We start from the raw sequence: 17,203 nt of genomic DNA, 5'->3' as shown, positions 1-17,203 counted from the left end.
CTAACAGAAGGATTAAGTGTCGGTCACCCCAAAGAATTAATAGCGATCGCCCAGCAAGGATGCTGCTTTTGATTCAAGGACAGCAAAATACTTTCACCACATTCTCCAGGGCAACGAAAACCAGCCCATGATAGTGATTGTGATGAAAGCAATGTTCAATAACAAAATTGTAAATCAAAAGTTAAGTCAGGAAAGTCCTTAACTTTTCTACATCGACAGTGACGGCTAGAACCTATATAAATATCACAGTCAACTTTGTGATCCATCGCAAAACTTCAGATTTGTAAGGCAGGAATATCCGTGCAAAAACTGACTTCATCCTATGAATATCAAGTTGGCGGTCGCCTCAGAGTTGATGCACCCAGCTATGTGGTAAGACAGGCAGACGAAGAACTCTACAATGCTTTAAAAGCAGGTGAGTTTTGTTACGTCCTCAACTGTCGGCAGATGGGTAAATCTAGCTTGCGAGTACAGGTGGCGAAACGTCTACAAGAGGATGGTATTGCTTGTACAACGGTTGACCTGTCAGGTATAGGAAACAGCAACATCACTGCTGACCAATGGTATGCAGACATCATCATGCGGCTGGTGCGAAGTTTTCGGCTTTCTACTGAAATTAATGTCCGCAATTGGTTAGGAGAAAGACAAGACCTGTCACCAGTTGGTCGCTTGGCTGAATTATTACAATCTGTTTTACCTGATTTGATTCAGCAGCAGATTGTGATTTTCTTTGATGAAATTGATAGTACTATCAGCTTACCATTTAATACAGATGATTTTTTTGCTTTGATTCGTTCTTGCCACGAACATAAGCGTTTTACTTTTGCGCTGCTGGGAGTAGCTACACCTTCAGATTTAATTATAGATAAAACTCGTACACCGTTTAATATTGGACGAGCAATTGAGTTAAATGGGTTCAATATTGCAGAAGTTCAAGCATTAGAAATAGGGTTAGCGCATAAAGTAGAAAATCCCCAAGCAGCACTGAAGGAAATACTGGCTTGGACAGGAGGTCAACCATTTTTAACTCAAAAACTTTGTCAATTAGTTACACAGCATTGGCATGGGGGAACAGGAGAACAGGGAAACCTTTCTGCCATAGAATCCCCTTTCCTCAAGAAACTGATGCAGGAGATATTGACCCCAAGTGAGGCTATTGCCGACCAAGTATCTGCTATAGTGCGATCGCATATCATAGATAACTGGGCTTCTCTTGATGAACCACCCCATTTAAGAACCATCCGCGACAGATTACTTTGCAATGAACAACGCGCCAGCAGATTATTAGGGCTTTATCTACAAATATTACAAAATGGTGGTGTACCTGCTGATGATTCCCCAGAAAAAATTGAATTACTCCTATCAGGATTAGTTGTTAAAAGACAAGGTAGCTTACAAGTTTACAATCGCATCTATCAAGAAGTTTTTCATATCGAATGGGTAGAAAAGCAATTAAAGAAATTGCGTCCCTACGCCGATTTAATTAATGCTTGGGTAGCATCAAATTATCAGGATGAAACCAACCTGCTGCGAGGACAAGCCCTCAAAGATGCTCAAGCTTGGGCGAAAGGCAAAAGTTTGAGTAACATGGATTATCGCTTTTTAGCCGCTAGCGAGGAACTAGAAAAACGCCAAGTACAAAGTGCGCTGATAGCATCTCAACAAGCAAATCAAATTCTCCTCAACGCCGAACAGCAAGCCAAACAAACGATTCGCCGGGGAATGATGGGGTTGTCGGTGCTGTCTGTTGTTGCTGTCACTCTCTTGGGAATCTCCGGGTTACTCACATGGCAAACCGCACAACAAAAGCGACAAGTAAGCTTGGGTGAGATTAAAGCCTTGACTCTCTCATCAGAAACAGCTTTTGAGTCCCATAACACATTTGATGCTTTACTTGAAAGCCTCAAAGCTGGTATCAAGTTAAACCAGATGGGCTGGGATAATGCAGATACAGATTTAAAGGTGCAAGTAGAAAAGACCTTACGCCAATCTCTCTACTGGGTACGGGAACGTAACCGTTTAATAGGTCATGGGGATGTAGTCACAAGAGTTAAATTTAGCCCCGATGGGCAAAAGTTAGCTAGTGCCAGCTGGGACAAAACCGTAAAAATTTGGCAACGTGATGGTAAGTTACTCCACACCCTGCACGGTCATACAGATGCAGTATGGAGTGTGAATTTTAGCCCCGACGGTAAAATGTTAGTTAGTGCCAGTCGAGATAAAACCGTAAAAGTCTGGCGTGTTGAGGATGGTAAAGAAATTATCACCCTCAATAATCAAGATTGGGTAGCCTGTGTCGGATTTAGCCCCGATAGCAAGACAGTGGCATCAATGGAATGGAATGGCACAATGAGACTCTGGAACCTACAAGGACAGGAGTTAAAATCTTTCCGTACCCATAAAGCCCCAGTCGTCGCCATCCATTTCAGCCCTAAAGGACAAATGATTGCTACCGCCAGTCGAGATGGTACAGCAAAGGTTTGGAGTTGGGATGGCAAAGAATTGTTGACCTTGGGAGGGCATCACAATTGGGTAATGTATGTTAATTTCAGCCGGGATGGCAAAAATTTGGTGACAACGAGTCGAGACAAAACTGCGAAAATTTGGGATTTAAACGGTAAAGAATTGACGACACTACGCGGTCATACTGATACTGTTGCGAGTGCAGTATTCAGCCGCGATGGTCAAACCATCGCCACAGCCAGCTGGGATAAAACCATTCGACTTTGGAACCGCAAAGGCGAGGAATTGCAAGTGTTGCGAGGACATACCGATGCTGTTTGGGGTGTAAATTTAAGCAAAGATGGAAAACTTTTAGCTAGCAGTGGCGAAGATGGAACTGTGAGATTATGGAATATGGATAACGGGGAAGCCGGAAAATTCCAATCCTTAAGTTTCAATCTTGGTGAAGCTGCTGCCGGAAGTCTCAGTTTTAGCCCTGATGGTAAAATTCTGGGTACGACTGGTCGTTACACAATGGCGAAACTCTGGAACCGCCAAGGACAGGAACTAGTAACACTTAACGGTCATAACGATACCTTAAGAAGTCTGCAATTCAGTCCAGATGGACAGATTATCGCTACCGCCAGTCGAGATAAAACCGTCAAACTGTCGAATTTGTCTGGAAAAGAAATAGCAACTTTGCGCGGACATCAAGCAGATGTGAGAAGCGCAACTTTCAGCCCGGATGGTAAAACTATTGCTAGTGCTAGCTGGGATACAACAGTTAAACTGTGGAATTTGGATGGTAGAGAAATCATGACTTTGCGCGGACATCAAGCCGGTGTCAGAAGTGTAAGTTTCAGCCCTGATGGTCAGATTATCGCTACCGCAAGTGAAGATGGAACAGCTAAACTCTGGAATCGGCAAGGTCAAGAATTAGTTACCCTCAAAGGGCATCAAGCGGGGATACAGGCTGTAAGTTTCAGTTCTGATAGTCAGGTTATCGCTACCGCCAGTAAAGATAAAACCGTGAAACTCTGGAACCGAGAGGGTAAAGAACTATTGACTCTGCGCGGACATAGAGGTGAGGTGAATGCTGTAAGTTTTAGCCCAAATGGAGAGACGATTGCTACAGCTAGTGAAGATATGACAGTTAAGCTGTGGAACCGTAAGGGAGAAGTGCTGCAAACCCTTGCAGGTTTGGATACTGGGGTTAAAAGTGTGAGTTTCAGCCCAGATGGCCAGGTTTTGGCTTCTTCAGATTCCCTGGGTAAAGTCACTCTTTGGAATTTAGATTTTGATTCCAGTCCTGAGAAATTGTTGGCGCAGGCTTGTAATTCTGTGAGAGATTATTTGCTCAATAGTGCAGATGTTAAGGAAGACGAAAGGGGTTTGTGCGGAGGCGTAGCCCGTCGTAGACATCGTATGAGTACAGTAAAAGCATCACAGTAAGTAGCTGTTGTATCGTAGAAAAGTGCTGAAAATGCAATATTTTGGAAGTGGGGAATATTCAGCAATAATCCAATATGAATAAAGAAGCAAAAATCAGAGATTATCTTGTAAAGAATTTACATTTAATTGAAGAAGGTTTACAAGCTATAAAAACAGAATTTAAATTACCAAATATTTTTGGTTCAGATGGTTCAATTGACATCATAGCCAAAGATAAATTTGATCTATTAGTAATAATAGAAATTAAAACAAGTAATTCTTCTGCAAAAAATGCTTTACATCAGTTAAATAAATATGTTGGATTGATAAGGCAAAAGTTAGAAATACCTTATAAAAACCTGCGAACTATTATAATTTCTACTGATTGGCATGAGTTAATACTACCATTTTCTGAATTTGTACGTACTGTTGATTATCCAGTTGATGGTTATACGCTTTTTTTAAATTCGGAAGATACACCTTATAAAGCTGATTAGTAAATAAGGAATTTATGGGTGGGAGGTAACTCATTCACTTTTGGATTCGGATTTGACACACGATCAATAAAAATAGAATTTTAATACCTATTACTTCTGCTTAAGATTAACACCTTCTGTCCCGACAGATTCTAGCCGCCTTCTTGCCAGAATCACCCAACGGTAATCAAATGTGGTGTAACTAGAAGCATTATTCACACAGGTTGTGGATTGGGCGATCGCACTTTTTCTGTCCTTTTGCATTTCCAGTACCTTGGCAAATATACAATTCGCTTCCCATCGCTGTTGATTACTAGGTTGTTTTTGGTTAAGGGCGATCGCACTTACCAAACTTCTCCCCGCCTCTGTATGACGATTCTGCTCAACCTGCACCCAACCGAGATTTGTCAGTAACGAATATCGAGTGGCAAAATTATCAGCTTTGACTAAATCTAAACCTCGCAAAAAGAAACTTTCCGCCGTCAAGTAATCTCGATCGCCAAGATACAAGCGACCTAAATTGTTATAAGTCTCAGCGTTATTACCGGGTAAAGCCTGCATATACTCAGTACGGGCATTGGTTAAGTTCTCCAAATTCTCGTAGGTTTTACCCAGCAGGAGATGAGCATCAAAGTTACCGGAATTAAATGCGATCGCTTGCTTCAATTCATTTTTAGCCTCGGTAAATTCGGCTTTAGCAAAACTTTTCACCCCACGTTGATAGTAATAATTCGCCAACTGAGGTAATGAGTTTTGCAAACAAATTGCACCCAGTAATAAAAATGCCGAAATTCCAAAGGATACTTCACTGCAATAACGTGCAGGTAATTTCAATTGATGCAACAGTTTTTTTAACTTCTCTCGTCCGGATTGCGTCAGGCTACCAAAAACTAGCAGTGCAACTGCCCCATTCCCAACTAATCCGAAGGTTGTTAGCAAATCCAGGCCACTTACAATAAATTGCGAACTGAACATTGTTAAAAAACTGACCACAGCCGTAAGATTAATGGTTGTCAGCCCATCCCAAATCGCATCAAAGCGATTCCAAGGATCTGGTTCATCCTGTTCCAAAAACCACCACCAAGCTTCTGCTGGCGGATGAATGCTGCTGCGCCAGTCTTTCAGTTGTCCAGCTTTGACAATCTTGTTGGTTTGAGCCTTCAGTCGCCTATCCAACTCCATAAGTTTGCTAACTTCATCTGGCGGTATGCGAGCCACCTTCAACATGAGTTCTGCGTGAACTGCATCCCGCGCTAACAAAACAGCTAAGGCTTGCTGTGCCGATACGTCTGATTTTAGCTCCTCAATAGCTTGCAGGTAATCATTGAGGACATGGCTAATCTGAAGTTCTTGACCATCTTGAGAGCTTGTATTGATAGTATTAGTCATACTCAAGTCCTAATTCTTGCAGAGTCATCGGGCCGACAATTCCATCCACAGCCAATTTCTGAGTTGCCGCCTGAAATTGCTTGACAGCTTGCTCAGTTTCGGAATCAAATATTCCTGTTACTTGGAGATTGATTTGCGTAATTTTCGCTCTCAGCAATGCTTCTTGCACCTTAGTAACATCATCACCTTGTAAGGGAGGCGATTGAAGTCGTAAAGTACGGGGGAACAGCAGTTTAAAACCATCTACCGGGGAATTTGCTAAACGCGCTTCCGTTTGTGGCCCGAAGCTACCATCTTCTGCAATGAGGTCGTTGGGATTATACTGATTCCACAAGCGTTGAAATGCACTGATACCAATTTTGCCCAAATTTCGCTTGGTTGCACCCGGAAGCCTGTAGTCGTAGTGAGGATAGTCAAAATCTCGCCCCAACCGTATCCAGTTATGAGGTTCAAAAAATCGTTCCCACCCATCAGGATCTTCAATATCTAACGCTAACCCACTTTCATGATTACTAGAACCTGGTAAAGCCGCAGCCGTAATGCCAAATAGCTTACGCTCAAACTGTTTTCGTAGCAAGTACTGTTGAGCAACTGTGCGATAGACTGAGTTTACAACTAGTCTAGTACCCCGTTGCTTGAGTGCTAATCGGAGTGATTCTTTGGCTGCTGGTTGCACAAAGGGATTGATTTGATTTCCATTCACATCGATGTTGAGATCGCTGAAGTCAACTAAAACATTGGGCGAGATTGAGTTCATAACTGCAATGATTTGCAGGCTCAGACCTCTGACTAAACCTGTGTCACCTTTTTCAATTACATCTTTTACTTTCAGCATGGTTGATTCTCCAAGACAATTTCTTTATAGAATTTGTCTATTCAACAGTCGATACAGAAAAGTTAAGGATTTTGCTCGCTGGTGGATACCAAAAACAATTCGATTTATGGTTAATCTCAGGAATTACAACTTATAAGTGGAAATAATAGTTAGTGAAAAGTTAAGTCTGGTTGAGCTTCTAAAACTGCATAACTTTTATATATCGACTTAAATTCAGGTAAATCTTATTGTGATAACAGTAAACGCTAGTCAATCACAGAGATTAATTTATGATATTGTCTTATCGCGGTTTTCATTATCAAGCAAGCACCGCCTTATTACCTGAGCAGCAAGATTTTACTACTGCAAAGTATCGCGGAGTTAGTTACAACATTGTCAAACATACAACAATTAAAACTCCTAGCAAATCTCAGCTTAAATATCGCGGTGTTACCTATATTCATTAGTAGTAAATAAAAAAATGTAGGTTTTGAATAATGATATATTTACAACTAGCTGTTCAAGCTCAAGTTCATCCCAACAAACAGAATGATATTGCGATAAATCCGCTAACAGGATATTTAATTATTTCTCTACCGCTAATTGTACTTTTAGCAATTACTGGCTATCGCAAGTGTCAAGCGCAAATTGTCCGCCGCCGAATTACCAAGTTAGAAAAGCTGTGGCGTTTAAATATTCCAGAAAAAACTTCCTAAACTTCTAAACCACAGCACCCAAAGATTGCAGCGTTAAAATCGTCGCATCGGTTAACCCTTTCACGCCAGTAATATTCATCCCCTCATAAAGCCGTTTCGCCCGCAAAATCTTGATACATTTGCCCGTTTTCTCATCCCAAATCCTTACAGTTTGGTCTTGAGAACCACTAGCAACTACTTCCCCATCTGGACTAAAAGCTACGGAAGATACTAAATGTGTATGCCCAACGCAGACATGGTGACATTCTCCTGTGTTGATGTTCCAAATTCTCACAGTTTGGTCATGGGATGCACTAGCAAGGGTTTTTCCATCTGGACTAAGTGCAACGGCAAATACCCAGTTTGTATGTCCAGTCAATGTTTTGAGGCATTTACCAGTGTTAACATTCCATAGTTTCACTGTTTGGTCAGTGCTGCAAGTAGCGATGATTTTTCCATCAGGACTAAAAATGGCTGAATATACGCGGCTGTTGTGTCCTTGTAATGTGCTGATGCAATTACCTGTGCTGTAATCCCACAATTTTACCGATTGGTCAGCACTGGCGGTAGCTAAAATTTGCCCATCTGGACTCCAAGCAATTCCTATGATTTTATCGGTATGTTCGCTCAAGGTTTTGAGACATTGACCTGTGCTAATATCCCATAGCTTGGCTGTACAATCGGCGCTACCAGTTGCAAGTATTTTATTTTGGGGATGAAAAGCAACGGCATATAGCCAATCTGTATGTCCCAGTAAAATTTGGAAACATTGACCTATGCTAATATTCCACAGCCTCACTGAAGAATCTGTACTTGCACTTGCTAAGATTTGTCCATCTGGACTAAAAGCAATTCCATAAATAAAATCTGTATGCCCTTCTAAGCTTCTAATGCAATTGCCAGTTTGCCAATCCCACAGCTTAACTGTTTTGTCATTACTACCACTGGCTAAAATTCGCCCAACTCCTACGGAGAACGCTGCGCGAACAGGATTAAAAGCTACAGGTAATGCCCAATCTGTATTACCGTACCAAGTCTTTAAGCATTGACCAGTAAAACAATCCCACAGCCTAACGCTTTGGTCTAAACTGACACATACTAGCGTGTGACCATCTGGGCTAAAGGCGACGGAACAAACTTCATTGGTATGTCCATGTAGAGTTTTGATGCAAGCGTTAGTTTGACAATCCCAAATTTTGACAGTGCGATCGCCACTACCACTGACTAAAATTTTACTATCAGGACTATAGGCAATGGAGTAGACGCTGTTAGTATGTCCGGTGTAAGTTTGCAGGCATTCACCTGTATGATAATTCCAGATTTTAATTGTGCGATCGCCACTTGCACTAGCCAAGGTTTGTCCATCTAAACTAAACGCCACCGAACGCACCCATCCTGTATGCGCTTGCAAAGTTCTCAAACATTTACCCTGACGCGCATCCCAAAGTTTAATTGTGTGGTCAGCACCACTACTTGCTAAGGTTTGCCCATCAGGACTGAAAGCAACGCAACGTACCCAATCTGTATGTTCTGTCAACGTTTGCAAGCAAGTACCATCGTGGATATTCCAAAGTTTAACAGTGCGATCGCCGCTTGCACTGGCTAAAATCTCACCTTCTGGATGAAATGCTACAGAAAATACCTCATGCTCATGTCCTGTTAACGTTTTTATACAAACACCGTCTCGGACATTCCAGAGTTTAACATTCTGGTCAGCACCGCAACTCGCCAAAATTTCGCCATCCGGGCTAAACACCACAAACCGCACCCAGTTAGTATGTCCTTGACAAATGAGTAATAATTTACCTGTTTTCACTTCCCACACACGGACATGACAATCGGTGTCGCAGGTAGCTAAAAGTTGACCATCTGGACTAAAAGCAGCCGATAAAATATTACCTAAAGTTTCCGTAAAAACACAGTGAGATAAATCTGAATTGGAAAAATTAACATCATGCAAGTTTACGCCCTGAAGATAAGCTTGCCATACAGTTAAACCGGAAAAATCATAGCCACTGAGGTCAATTTGTGCTTGATGTAGCAGATTTAGAGCATTTCCCCCAGCATAGCCCGTTACTTGCGGCGATTTTCCGCGTAAAGTGGAAAGGATATGAGTCAGACAATTAGCTATGTTTTCTAAGCTACCAAGTTCTGTAATTAATCTATCGATAATCGGCTGAAGGATCAGACTAATTTGGCTCTCCCGCACATAATCTTTAGCTTGCGCCTTAATGAGTGCATGACTTGTAAATAAAGGAGTAGGTGAAGAAAATGGCTTTTTTATTCCCCACTGCCCGATTTCTTGACAAACTTGCTCAATTAACTGATTGCTGACATACTCCATCACCACAGGTTGCTGAGTAAAGCCACCAGCACTTTTTTCGATTAAAGAACGCCTTTGGAGTGAACTTAGTGACTCTAGCAATTCGCGGGGTGGGACATGAGCCACAAAATCGGCTTGTAACTCTGCTAGAGAAATAGGTTCGCGGTTGATAGCTAACCAGTACATAATTTCTCTTTCCAAAGCTGTAAGGCGATGGAACTGTTGATCTAGCAAGTCACGAATATCATCAAAGATGAATATACCTTGCTGGGAAATTTCGAGGAATTGGGAAATATTACCGTCAAAAAAGTCGCGGATAGAAGAGGCTACAATTTTCAGTGCTAGCGGATTACCGCCATAGCGGGAAATTAAAACTTGCCATTGGTCTGAGGTAGCAGTAAATTTACCTTTAACGTGAAATAATTCGCGCCCTTCTGTTTCTAATAACCCAGTAAGTTGCAGAGAACGCACTGGCAAACTCTCCCCTTCATACTTAGCGAGTCCTTGGGGCTTTTCCCGCGAAGTGAGAATCACACAACTTTGGTGGGAAGTCTCTGCTACATATTGCAGAAGTTGACCGTAACCTTCACATCCAGGACGATAACGACCAGTGCGATCGCCTGCCTGTAAAATTGATTCAGCATTATCCAGAATCATCAGACAGCGCGACGAACGTAAATATTTGAGTAACAGCGAAATTCTAGCGCTTAACTCACTTGGTAAATTTGTTTGTTGCTGTTCAGAAAAAAATTGAATCAATTGAGCCAAAATATCTTCCACAGGTGGCGCGTTGCGGAGACTACGCCAGATTATGTATTGAGGAAACTGAGAAATTGATATTTCACCTCTGCTGGTAATAATTTCCTGCGTCAGCTTGACAGAAAGTGTCGTTTTCCCAATCCCACCCATTCCTAGCAACGTCACCAGGCGACAATTTTCCTCTGTCACCCATCGCTTAACAATTTCCAGTTCTTCACAACGTCCGTAAAAAATTGATACATCCGGTGCTTCACCCCAATCTGTAAGAGGAGACGGAGATGGGGAGATAGAGATATGGGGGGAATTTTTCTCCTGTACCTCTGCACCTCTGCTCCCCTGCTCCCTTGCTTCTTTCTCTTGTGCTACCTCTTCCCAATTCAGCCCAAGCACCTGACAATAGGCTTTAAATGCCTCAGAATTAATTGCCTGCTTTCCAGCTAAGAAACGTTTCCAGGTTCCTTCTGATATACCAATAGCGAGAACACCTTTTTCTTTCCAAGAGACTCCTAAAACTTCACTGGCTAACTCTATCCATCTAAAATCATCAACAGACCAACTCTTTTCACTTCTAGCTTGTTTAATCCTTGCGAGTCCTTGTTGAGAAGCTTTGAGAGTAGCCACAATTTTTGAGTATGTCCTGGTATATCTGAATCATTTATAGATATATTTGCAGAACCGCAATGTTGATTGCAATACCATAAAATTATGCGATCGCCAAGATCAGTTATGGCGATCACAATCAACCCAAAACTGATCTTGAAAGTTCGGATTATATGAAGAATATTTAATAAATGTATAGAAATTGCACAATATCATTTCTCTACAGATACAGAAGATTGAGATAGTGAAATTAAACTATTTACGCATGAAAGAAATATCATGATAAAGCTGTATCATTTTGAACTTTCCGGAAATTGCCACAAAGTGCGATTGATGCTGTCGCTACTGGGTGTTGAGCATGAACAGATATTGCTTGATTTTGCAACCAAAGAACACAAATCTTCAAAATACATGAAACTCAATCCTTTTGGTCAACTTCCTATACTTGTGGATGGGGATATTGTGGTGCGAGATTCTCATGCAATTTTGATTTATTTGGCGCAGCGTTATGGGAATGAAAATTGGTTGCCAACTGATGCCCAGTCCACGAGCAAAGTTATGCAATGGTTGTTCACCGCAGCTAACTACATTCGTCAGGGGCCAGAATTTGCTAGGCTTTATCATCTGTTTCAAATTCCTCTAGATGTGGAACTAGCCACAGAAAAAGCAGCTGAAGTCCTGAAAGTATTCGACGAACATTTGAGCGATCGCCAATGGCTAGAACTAAACCGCCCGACAATTGCAGATGTTGCCTGTTTCCCTTACATTGCGCTAGCTCCAGATGGCAAAATATCTCTCGATACCTATCCAAATGTGATTGCGTGGGTTGAGCGGATAAAACAACTACCTGGTTACATTGGAATGCCAGGACTTTAAAACTTGAAAATTTCTGTCACTTCACTCGAAGTTAAAAGTAAAAATAAAGATGAATTCAATATCTATTTTTACTTTTTCATACATCTTTATCAAATTGTCTAAATTCATTGATTATAAATTACGAATTAATACAATGTCTTTTCATGATGGAGAAATTACAGTCCAAACCCAGGCGGGGGTGAGAGACGAGGCGCAACGTCTGTGTCACGTCATCAGCAGCACAATCAAGCCATCTGCTCAAGAATTCCTTTGCACGCAACAATTAGCAGTTGCAAGTACAGTGGATGTAAACGGTAAAGTCTGGGCATCTTTATTAACAGGACAACCTGGTTTTGTACAAGTATTGAATGAACAGAACTTACAGATTAATGTAACCCTCATACATATCGATCCCGTACACCACAATTTACAAAATAACAATGATATTGGTCTATTAGTAATTGATTTAACAAACCGCAGGCGTTTACGTTTAAATGGCAAAGCAGAGGTAAATCATGAGAATGTCAAAGTACAAATTCAACAAGCATTTTTTAACTGTCCTAAATACATCCAGGTACGTCACATAGAAAAAACTGTAACTGATTCATTAGGAAAAACTGAAGCTTTTATTAGAGATACCTTGAGTGATACAAATCAACTTTGGATAGCCCAATCTGACACATTTTTCATCGCCAGTTATCATCCAGAAAGTGGGGCTGATGCTTCCCACCGGGGTGGCTTTCCGGGTTTTGTGCAAGTTGTGAATAGTAATAAACTTGTGTTTCCCGATTACTCTGGTAATAATATGTTTCAGACCTTTGGTAACTTGATTGTCAATCCCAAAGCAGGTTTATTGTTTATCGATTTTGCTCAAGGTCACACATTGCAATTGACTGGAAAAGCAAAGGTAATTTGGGATGCAGAGAGATTAAGTGAGTTTGCTGGCGCACAACGTTTAGTAGAGTTTGATATTGAGCAGGTGTTGAAAATTAGAAATGCTTGTTCTCTGCGTTGGCAATTTGGGGAATATTCGCCAGTGAATCCTGGATGAAAGAGTAATTACTTAGGTCAATAGCATTTAATAAATAACTATAAGTTACGAAAATTCGCCTTCAACATCTCTTGATTGATGTAATACTATAAAAATTTCTATGTCGTCAGTTATTTTTGTGTAAAACACAATGTAATTCATTGTCAGCTATCCCGCTTTAGCTTACTCTGCCCTCGTACTTTGATATTTTCCAGCAAATTAGGCAAGGACTCATCATCATATTGAGTATATTCTCCATGCTTTAGCTGTTCAGATGCGATGTCTACGACGGGCTACGCCTACGCAATATCTTGCTGTAATGTTTCTAATTTTAACTTTCGGATTCTTTGCCCCTTTGCCCTTCAGGTGACGCTCCTTCTCTGCGAGACGCTACGCGTAGCTTGCTTCTCCGCAGGAGTACGTCGCTAACGCTTCGCTAACAGCAGTTGCTCATGGGGGAGACCCCCAAGACCGCACTGCTTCACCATCTGTGTCCTTTGAATCATAATTTGATTCAAATCACAATCTGCCCTTTGCCTTTTTATAACGACAATTTTTAACAACAAACTTAAATATAATAAAGCGATCGCAGTAGTTAACTAGCGATCGCCAAATTCAATCTTATTCAATCCAAAATTATTTCTAAGCAAACAAAAACTGTGCCGTATTACCAGCCGCTAAATTCGCGCCAATATTGTTGCTGGTAAAGCCCGTCACGCTACGCAATTCGGCCAGGACTTGACCGGAACCAAATCCGCTATTGCTTTCGATGCCATCTCTGAGGCGGAAGTAAGTGTTATTACCCTGAACCACCACATCAATCGCCTCAATTCCTTCAAAATGGAGTAAATCACCGCCACGGCGATTAAACTGGCGAATCACATCGCTACCATCGCCACTGCGGTAAATGACGGTATCCACATCGCGGTCATGATTGAGATATAGGCTATCATTACCTGCATTACCAATCACGATGTCTGCGCCAACTCCAGCATAGAGAATGTCATCGCCATCACCACCGCGCAGGAGATCGTTACCACTCAAGCCGCGAATGATGTCATTACCACCTTGACCATTAATTACATCGTCGGAGTTGGCAAAGCCGCGTACATTGTTGTCGAGGTCATTGAGGAAAGTAACCGTGTTACGCTTCCATATCTGGTCTTGGGTCGAGTCGGCATCGAAGACATCAAAGTTGTCGCTCAGTCGGGGACTATCGCTAAATACAATGTTGCCCACCTGTCCATGTTGACCGCCAGGAATTGCTAGATTATCCAGATTCTCCAGAGCAAAGTCTTTCAGGATAACTTTGGTATCATCTACACCCTCAAAACTGACTTCTAAATCAGAACCAACTTGAGTCAGAAGTAAATTTTTAGCAACTAAATTGGCTCCTTTGAACACCAATTCATCAAAGGTAGATAGTACTTCTTCAGAGGGATTGCTACCGCGACCTACGCCAGTGAAGTCTTCAACAACAATAGTGCCATCACCCCGGTTGATTTTGACTGGATAGACATTGCTATTGAGATCTCCAGTGGATGCGGTGTTATTGGAGAACGTGTTATTACCTCTGTCACCTATAACCGCACCAGATTGGCCGAAGATAGCACCCCCTCGACCCTGTCCATTCTGGTTGCCTGTTCCACCCGTAGCAGAGTTGTTGATAAAGGCACTGTTCCCGGCACTAAAGCGTCCACCTTCTGTCAAAAACACGGCACCACCCAAGCCGGCACCGCCGCCGCCCCGTCCTCCAAAGCCGCCTACTCCGGAACTGTCAGCCAAAAAGGTGCTGTTGCCACTGCTACCAGCACTCCCGGCACCCCCAGACCCAGCAAAGGCACCCCCAGCACCCCCAGCACCCCCCAAGCCACCAGAGCCACCACTACCCCCCAAGGCGTTAGCACCACCACCACCGCCACCACCACCACCGCCACCGCCAGCACCGAAACCTCCAGCACCGCCAGTTCCTCCAGCACCACCAGGCGCACCTGCGCGTAAGGCTCCTGCACCGATCGAACCGCCACCGCCACCGCCACCACTTCCGCCGCCAGCACCGAAACCTCCGGCACCGCCGTTGCCGCCAGGGCGTCCAGCTTGTCCATTGCCATTTGAGAGAATAATGCCGCCCTCCCCTCCATATCCACCGCTACCGGGAACAGATCCAAAGAGATTACCGCCACCGGCACCGCCCCTAAAGCCAGATTGAGCAGATTCAGAGGATCTGGCACCCCGCCCACCATCCTGGAGGCTAAAGCCGCCATTGCCGCCTACTGCCCGGTTATCGACGAAAGCCACTCGATCGACCGTCACATCACCATAATTGATAAATAGGGCACCACCCGCTCCCAAACCACCGCCGCCGCTTTTCTGTCCATCCCCACCGTAGGCATAGCCGTTGACAAATCTCAGGTCAAAGAAGCTGGCTGCGGCTCGATCTACAGAAATAATTTGGGTGCGATTTTGCCCATTGAAACCGCTGGTGCTAATCCCATTGCCTTGAAAAGTAATTCTGCCCGGATTGGGGGTAATGACGATCGGTTGGTTAAGCTGTGCAATCCCATACAAATTAATGGTGTCATCGCCGAAGGAATTAATTGCCTGACTGACAGCTTCCCGCAAACTGAGCAAATTATCATTCGGGTCAACAATATCGTCGTATCGAGTTACTGTAAATGTTGCCATTTGATTTTCTCCTAAATTTACTTGTATGGTTTTGTGTTGCAATTGCACGTAAAGTAATGCCCTGGTATGACAGTTGCAGCGGTCTGCACTGTCAAGAGTGCCAAACGTGGTTATAGAATTTGAAAATAAGAGTGTGGTAGGAATCCAAGGCAATTGCGGTTGTGGATTTCGCGATCGCTAATCTTGTTATATGAATTCAAGCTTGCTGAAGCAATATAGAAAAGTTAAGGACTTGCTTCCATCTGTGCAACTTAACTTTTCTGAGAGCGATCGCACGAGCTCGCATAATACTTTTAACTGTTACTGCCGCATTCTTACTAGAATCACAAAACGTATTTTTTGTCAAGGTCAGTTTTTCAAGGGCTGCGGCGCTACAAAACTGATCTTTTATTAAGTGTGGCGATCGCGTAATCCTAGAAAGATAAAGATCCGCACACTGCCAACACAAGCGTTAATAACTATGCCGCAAAATCCTCTTGATATCGGTATCGAAGCAGTCCCCAGCAAAATTATTAGCTTCACTGCGTTTAAGAATGCAGCGAATAACAATATTCTCATGCCTTTGAGGAAGGATAAGGTAAAACACAAGGCTAAGTATGACTCGCAAGATACTCAAGAGAGATTAAAAGCGGAAGTTGCGGCTTTGCAACAGGAGTTGGCAATTGTCAAGCAGGAGAAAGCTGAATTAGAAAATCTATTAAAACAGCAGGAAGAGGCGAGAAAAATCCAAGTTCAAGAGATGCAAATCGAGATTGATTTAAACAAACTCGCACATCAAATAGCAGAAATTACTCAAACTGATTACTTTCAACAATTGCAAATAGAAGTTGAATCCCTTCGCCATACCAAAATACCTTAATTACGAATTACGAATTACGAATTACAAATTAATATTCTATGTCTAAAATTATTGCAATTCACTCATTCCGGGGCGGAACTGGTAAATCTAACTTAACAGCAAATTTAGCAGTAACAATGGCACTGCAAGACAAGCGAGTTGCAATTGTAGATACTGACCTGCAATCTCCTGGTATTCATGCTTTATTTGGCATTGATGAAACAATTGCATGTAAAACATTGAATGACTATTTATGGAATCGCAGTTCCATTGCTGACACCGCCTATGAGGTTACTTCTTTTATGGCAATTACTCAAGGTAAGATTTTCCTCATACCTTCTAGTATCAATGCTGATGAAATTGCCAAAATTCTCAGCGAAGGATACAACGTTAGTTTACTTAATAGTGGATTTCAAAGATTAATTCAAGAGTTAGAGTTAGACTACTTATTTATTGATACCCACCCTGGTTTAAGCCGAGAAACTTTACTATCTATAGCTATTTCTGACTTGTTAATTGTGATTCTTCGTCCAGATCGCCAAGACTTTCAAGGCACAGCAGTGACTATTAATATCTCTCGTCAATTGCAAGTTAGCAATATGATGATGATAGTTAATAAAACTCCAAGCCGCATGGAGTTTTCTTCGCTACAGCAAAAAATAGAGAAAACTTATAATGTTTCAGTCGCAGGTATATTTCCGCTTTCAGAAGACATGGCACAACTCGGTAGTAGTGGATTATTCTGTTTGCAATATCCTGACCATTTCTTTACTCAAATTTTGCAAAGCTTAGCAGATAAAATAAGTTAAAAATTTAAAACTAACTTCTCAAATTATAAAAATTTTTAGATAACCTTATCAAGTAAA

General features: G+C 42.2%; 13 protein-coding genes. 8 read left to right on the top strand and 5 right to left on the bottom strand.

The window, feature by feature from the left end; all coding sequences use genetic code 11:
• Positions 1-23: 23 nt before the first annotated feature.
• Positions 24-152 carry a ubiquitination-like system serine protease family protein gene (locus H6G14_RS34505; RefSeq protein WP_242053452.1) on the bottom strand — a complete coding sequence of 43 codons (129 nt, stop codon included), beginning with the start codon at positions 150-152 and terminating at the stop codon, positions 24-26.
• A gap of 148 nt (positions 153-300) precedes the next feature.
• Here H6G14_RS34505 and H6G14_RS15715 point away from each other — a divergent pair, with 148 nt between their 5' ends.
• Together H6G14_RS15715 and H6G14_RS15710 are read left to right on the top strand one after the other, a co-directional pair.
• A complete protein-coding gene (locus H6G14_RS15715) occupies positions 301-3,894 on the top strand; it encodes a WD40 domain-containing protein (RefSeq protein ID WP_190568290.1) in 3,594 nt (1,197 codons plus the stop codon).
• A 74-nt stretch (positions 3,895-3,968) separates the two neighbouring features.
• A complete protein-coding gene (locus H6G14_RS15710; protein WP_190568289.1) occupies positions 3,969-4,370 on the top strand; it encodes an endonuclease NucS domain-containing protein in 402 nt (133 codons plus the stop codon).
• Positions 4,371-4,460: 90 nt separating this feature from the next.
• Here the strand turns inward: H6G14_RS15710 and H6G14_RS15705 are convergent, their stop codons facing one another.
• Together H6G14_RS15705 and H6G14_RS15700 are read right to left on the bottom strand one after the other, a co-directional pair.
• Positions 4,461-5,738, bottom strand: a complete 1,278-nt coding sequence (locus H6G14_RS15705; protein WP_190568288.1) for a tetratricopeptide repeat protein — start codon at positions 5,736-5,738, stop codon at positions 4,461-4,463.
• On the bottom strand, positions 5,731-6,573 hold the full coding sequence (locus H6G14_RS15700; protein ID WP_199326176.1) for a peptidoglycan-binding protein: 843 nt from the start codon (positions 6,571-6,573) through the stop codon (positions 5,731-5,733). The genes H6G14_RS15705 and H6G14_RS15700 overlap by 8 nt, the downstream gene beginning before the upstream one ends.
• 269 nt (positions 6,574-6,842) lie before the next feature.
• Between H6G14_RS15700 and H6G14_RS15695 the strand changes: the two genes are divergently transcribed.
• Both H6G14_RS15695 and H6G14_RS15690 read left to right on the top strand, forming a co-directional pair.
• Positions 6,843-7,019: a DUF4278 domain-containing protein gene (locus H6G14_RS15695; RefSeq protein WP_190568287.1), complete on the top strand. Its 177-nt coding sequence runs from the start codon at positions 6,843-6,845 to the stop codon at positions 7,017-7,019.
• A gap of 30 nt (positions 7,020-7,049) precedes the next feature.
• Entirely contained in the window at positions 7,050-7,268 is a 219-nt protein-coding gene (locus H6G14_RS15690; RefSeq protein ID WP_190568286.1) for a hypothetical protein, read from the top strand.
• Positions 7,269-7,272: 4 nt separating this feature from the next.
• Here H6G14_RS15690 and H6G14_RS15685 read toward each other — a convergent pair whose 3' ends face one another.
• Complete coding sequence (locus H6G14_RS15685) at positions 7,273-10,950, bottom strand: WD40 domain-containing protein (RefSeq protein WP_190568285.1); 3,678 nt, start codon at positions 10,948-10,950, stop codon at positions 7,273-7,275.
• Positions 10,951-11,208: 258 nt separating this feature from the next.
• On the opposite strand from H6G14_RS15685, the gene H6G14_RS15680 reads away from it, so the two are divergent.
• Entirely contained in the window at positions 11,209-11,805 is a 597-nt protein-coding gene (locus tag H6G14_RS15680) for a glutathione S-transferase family protein (protein ID WP_190568284.1), read from the top strand.
• 133 nt (positions 11,806-11,938) lie between these two features.
• Complete coding sequence (locus tag H6G14_RS15675; protein ID WP_190568283.1) at positions 11,939-12,835, top strand: pyridoxamine 5'-phosphate oxidase family protein; 897 nt, start codon at positions 11,939-11,941, stop codon at positions 12,833-12,835.
• Positions 12,836-13,456: 621 nt separating this feature from the next.
• On the opposite strand, the gene H6G14_RS15670 is transcribed toward H6G14_RS15675, so the two are convergent.
• The gene (locus tag H6G14_RS15670) at positions 13,457-15,499 is read right to left on the bottom strand and encodes a hypothetical protein (protein ID WP_190568282.1); all 2,043 of its coding nucleotides are present in this window, start codon (positions 15,497-15,499) and stop codon (positions 13,457-13,459) included.
• A 460-nt stretch (positions 15,500-15,959) separates the two neighbouring features.
• Between H6G14_RS15670 and H6G14_RS15665 the strand changes: the two genes are divergently transcribed.
• Positions 15,960-16,358 carry a hypothetical protein gene (locus H6G14_RS15665; RefSeq protein ID WP_190568281.1) on the top strand — a complete coding sequence of 133 codons (399 nt, stop codon included), beginning with the start codon at positions 15,960-15,962 and terminating at the stop codon, positions 16,356-16,358.
• 38 nt (positions 16,359-16,396) lie between these two features.
• Entirely contained in the window at positions 16,397-17,146 is a 750-nt protein-coding gene (locus tag H6G14_RS15660) for a MinD/ParA family ATP-binding protein (RefSeq protein ID WP_190568280.1), read from the top strand.
• Positions 17,147-17,203: the final 57 nt, after the last annotated feature.

The organism is Nostoc parmelioides FACHB-3921 (genome assembly GCF_014696625.1).
Taxonomy (GTDB): domain Bacteria; phylum Cyanobacteriota; class Cyanobacteriia; order Cyanobacteriales; family Nostocaceae; genus Trichormus; species Trichormus parmelioides.
Note: the sequence above shows the minus strand (reverse complement) of the source record. Positions and strands in the feature narration are given on the sequence as shown.

Excerpts from the sequence above, each read along its gene's own strand:
- H6G14_RS15670 (WP_190568282.1), bottom strand. The coding sequence starts at position 15,499 with ATGGCAACATTTACAGTAACTCGATACGACGATATTGTTGACCCGAAT.
- H6G14_RS15665 (WP_190568281.1), top strand. The coding sequence starts at position 15,960 with ATGCCGCAAAATCCTCTTGATATCGGTATCGAAGCAGTCCCCAGCAAA.
- H6G14_RS15675 (WP_190568283.1), top strand. The coding sequence starts at position 11,939 with ATGTCTTTTCATGATGGAGAAATTACAGTCCAAACCCAGGCGGGGGTG.
- H6G14_RS15705 (WP_190568288.1), bottom strand. The coding sequence starts at position 5,738 with ATGACTAATACTATCAATACAAGCTCTCAAGATGGTCAAGAACTTCAG.
- H6G14_RS15700 (WP_199326176.1), bottom strand. The coding sequence starts at position 6,573 with ATGCTGAAAGTAAAAGATGTAATTGAAAAAGGTGACACAGGTTTAGTC.
- H6G14_RS15690 (WP_190568286.1), top strand. The coding sequence starts at position 7,050 with ATGATATATTTACAACTAGCTGTTCAAGCTCAAGTTCATCCCAACAAA.
- H6G14_RS15660 (WP_190568280.1), top strand. The coding sequence starts at position 16,397 with ATGTCTAAAATTATTGCAATTCACTCATTCCGGGGCGGAACTGGTAAA.
- H6G14_RS15710 (WP_190568289.1), top strand. The coding sequence starts at position 3,969 with ATGAATAAAGAAGCAAAAATCAGAGATTATCTTGTAAAGAATTTACAT.
- H6G14_RS15695 (WP_190568287.1), top strand. The coding sequence starts at position 6,843 with ATGATATTGTCTTATCGCGGTTTTCATTATCAAGCAAGCACCGCCTTA.
- H6G14_RS15680 (WP_190568284.1), top strand. The coding sequence starts at position 11,209 with ATGATAAAGCTGTATCATTTTGAACTTTCCGGAAATTGCCACAAAGTG.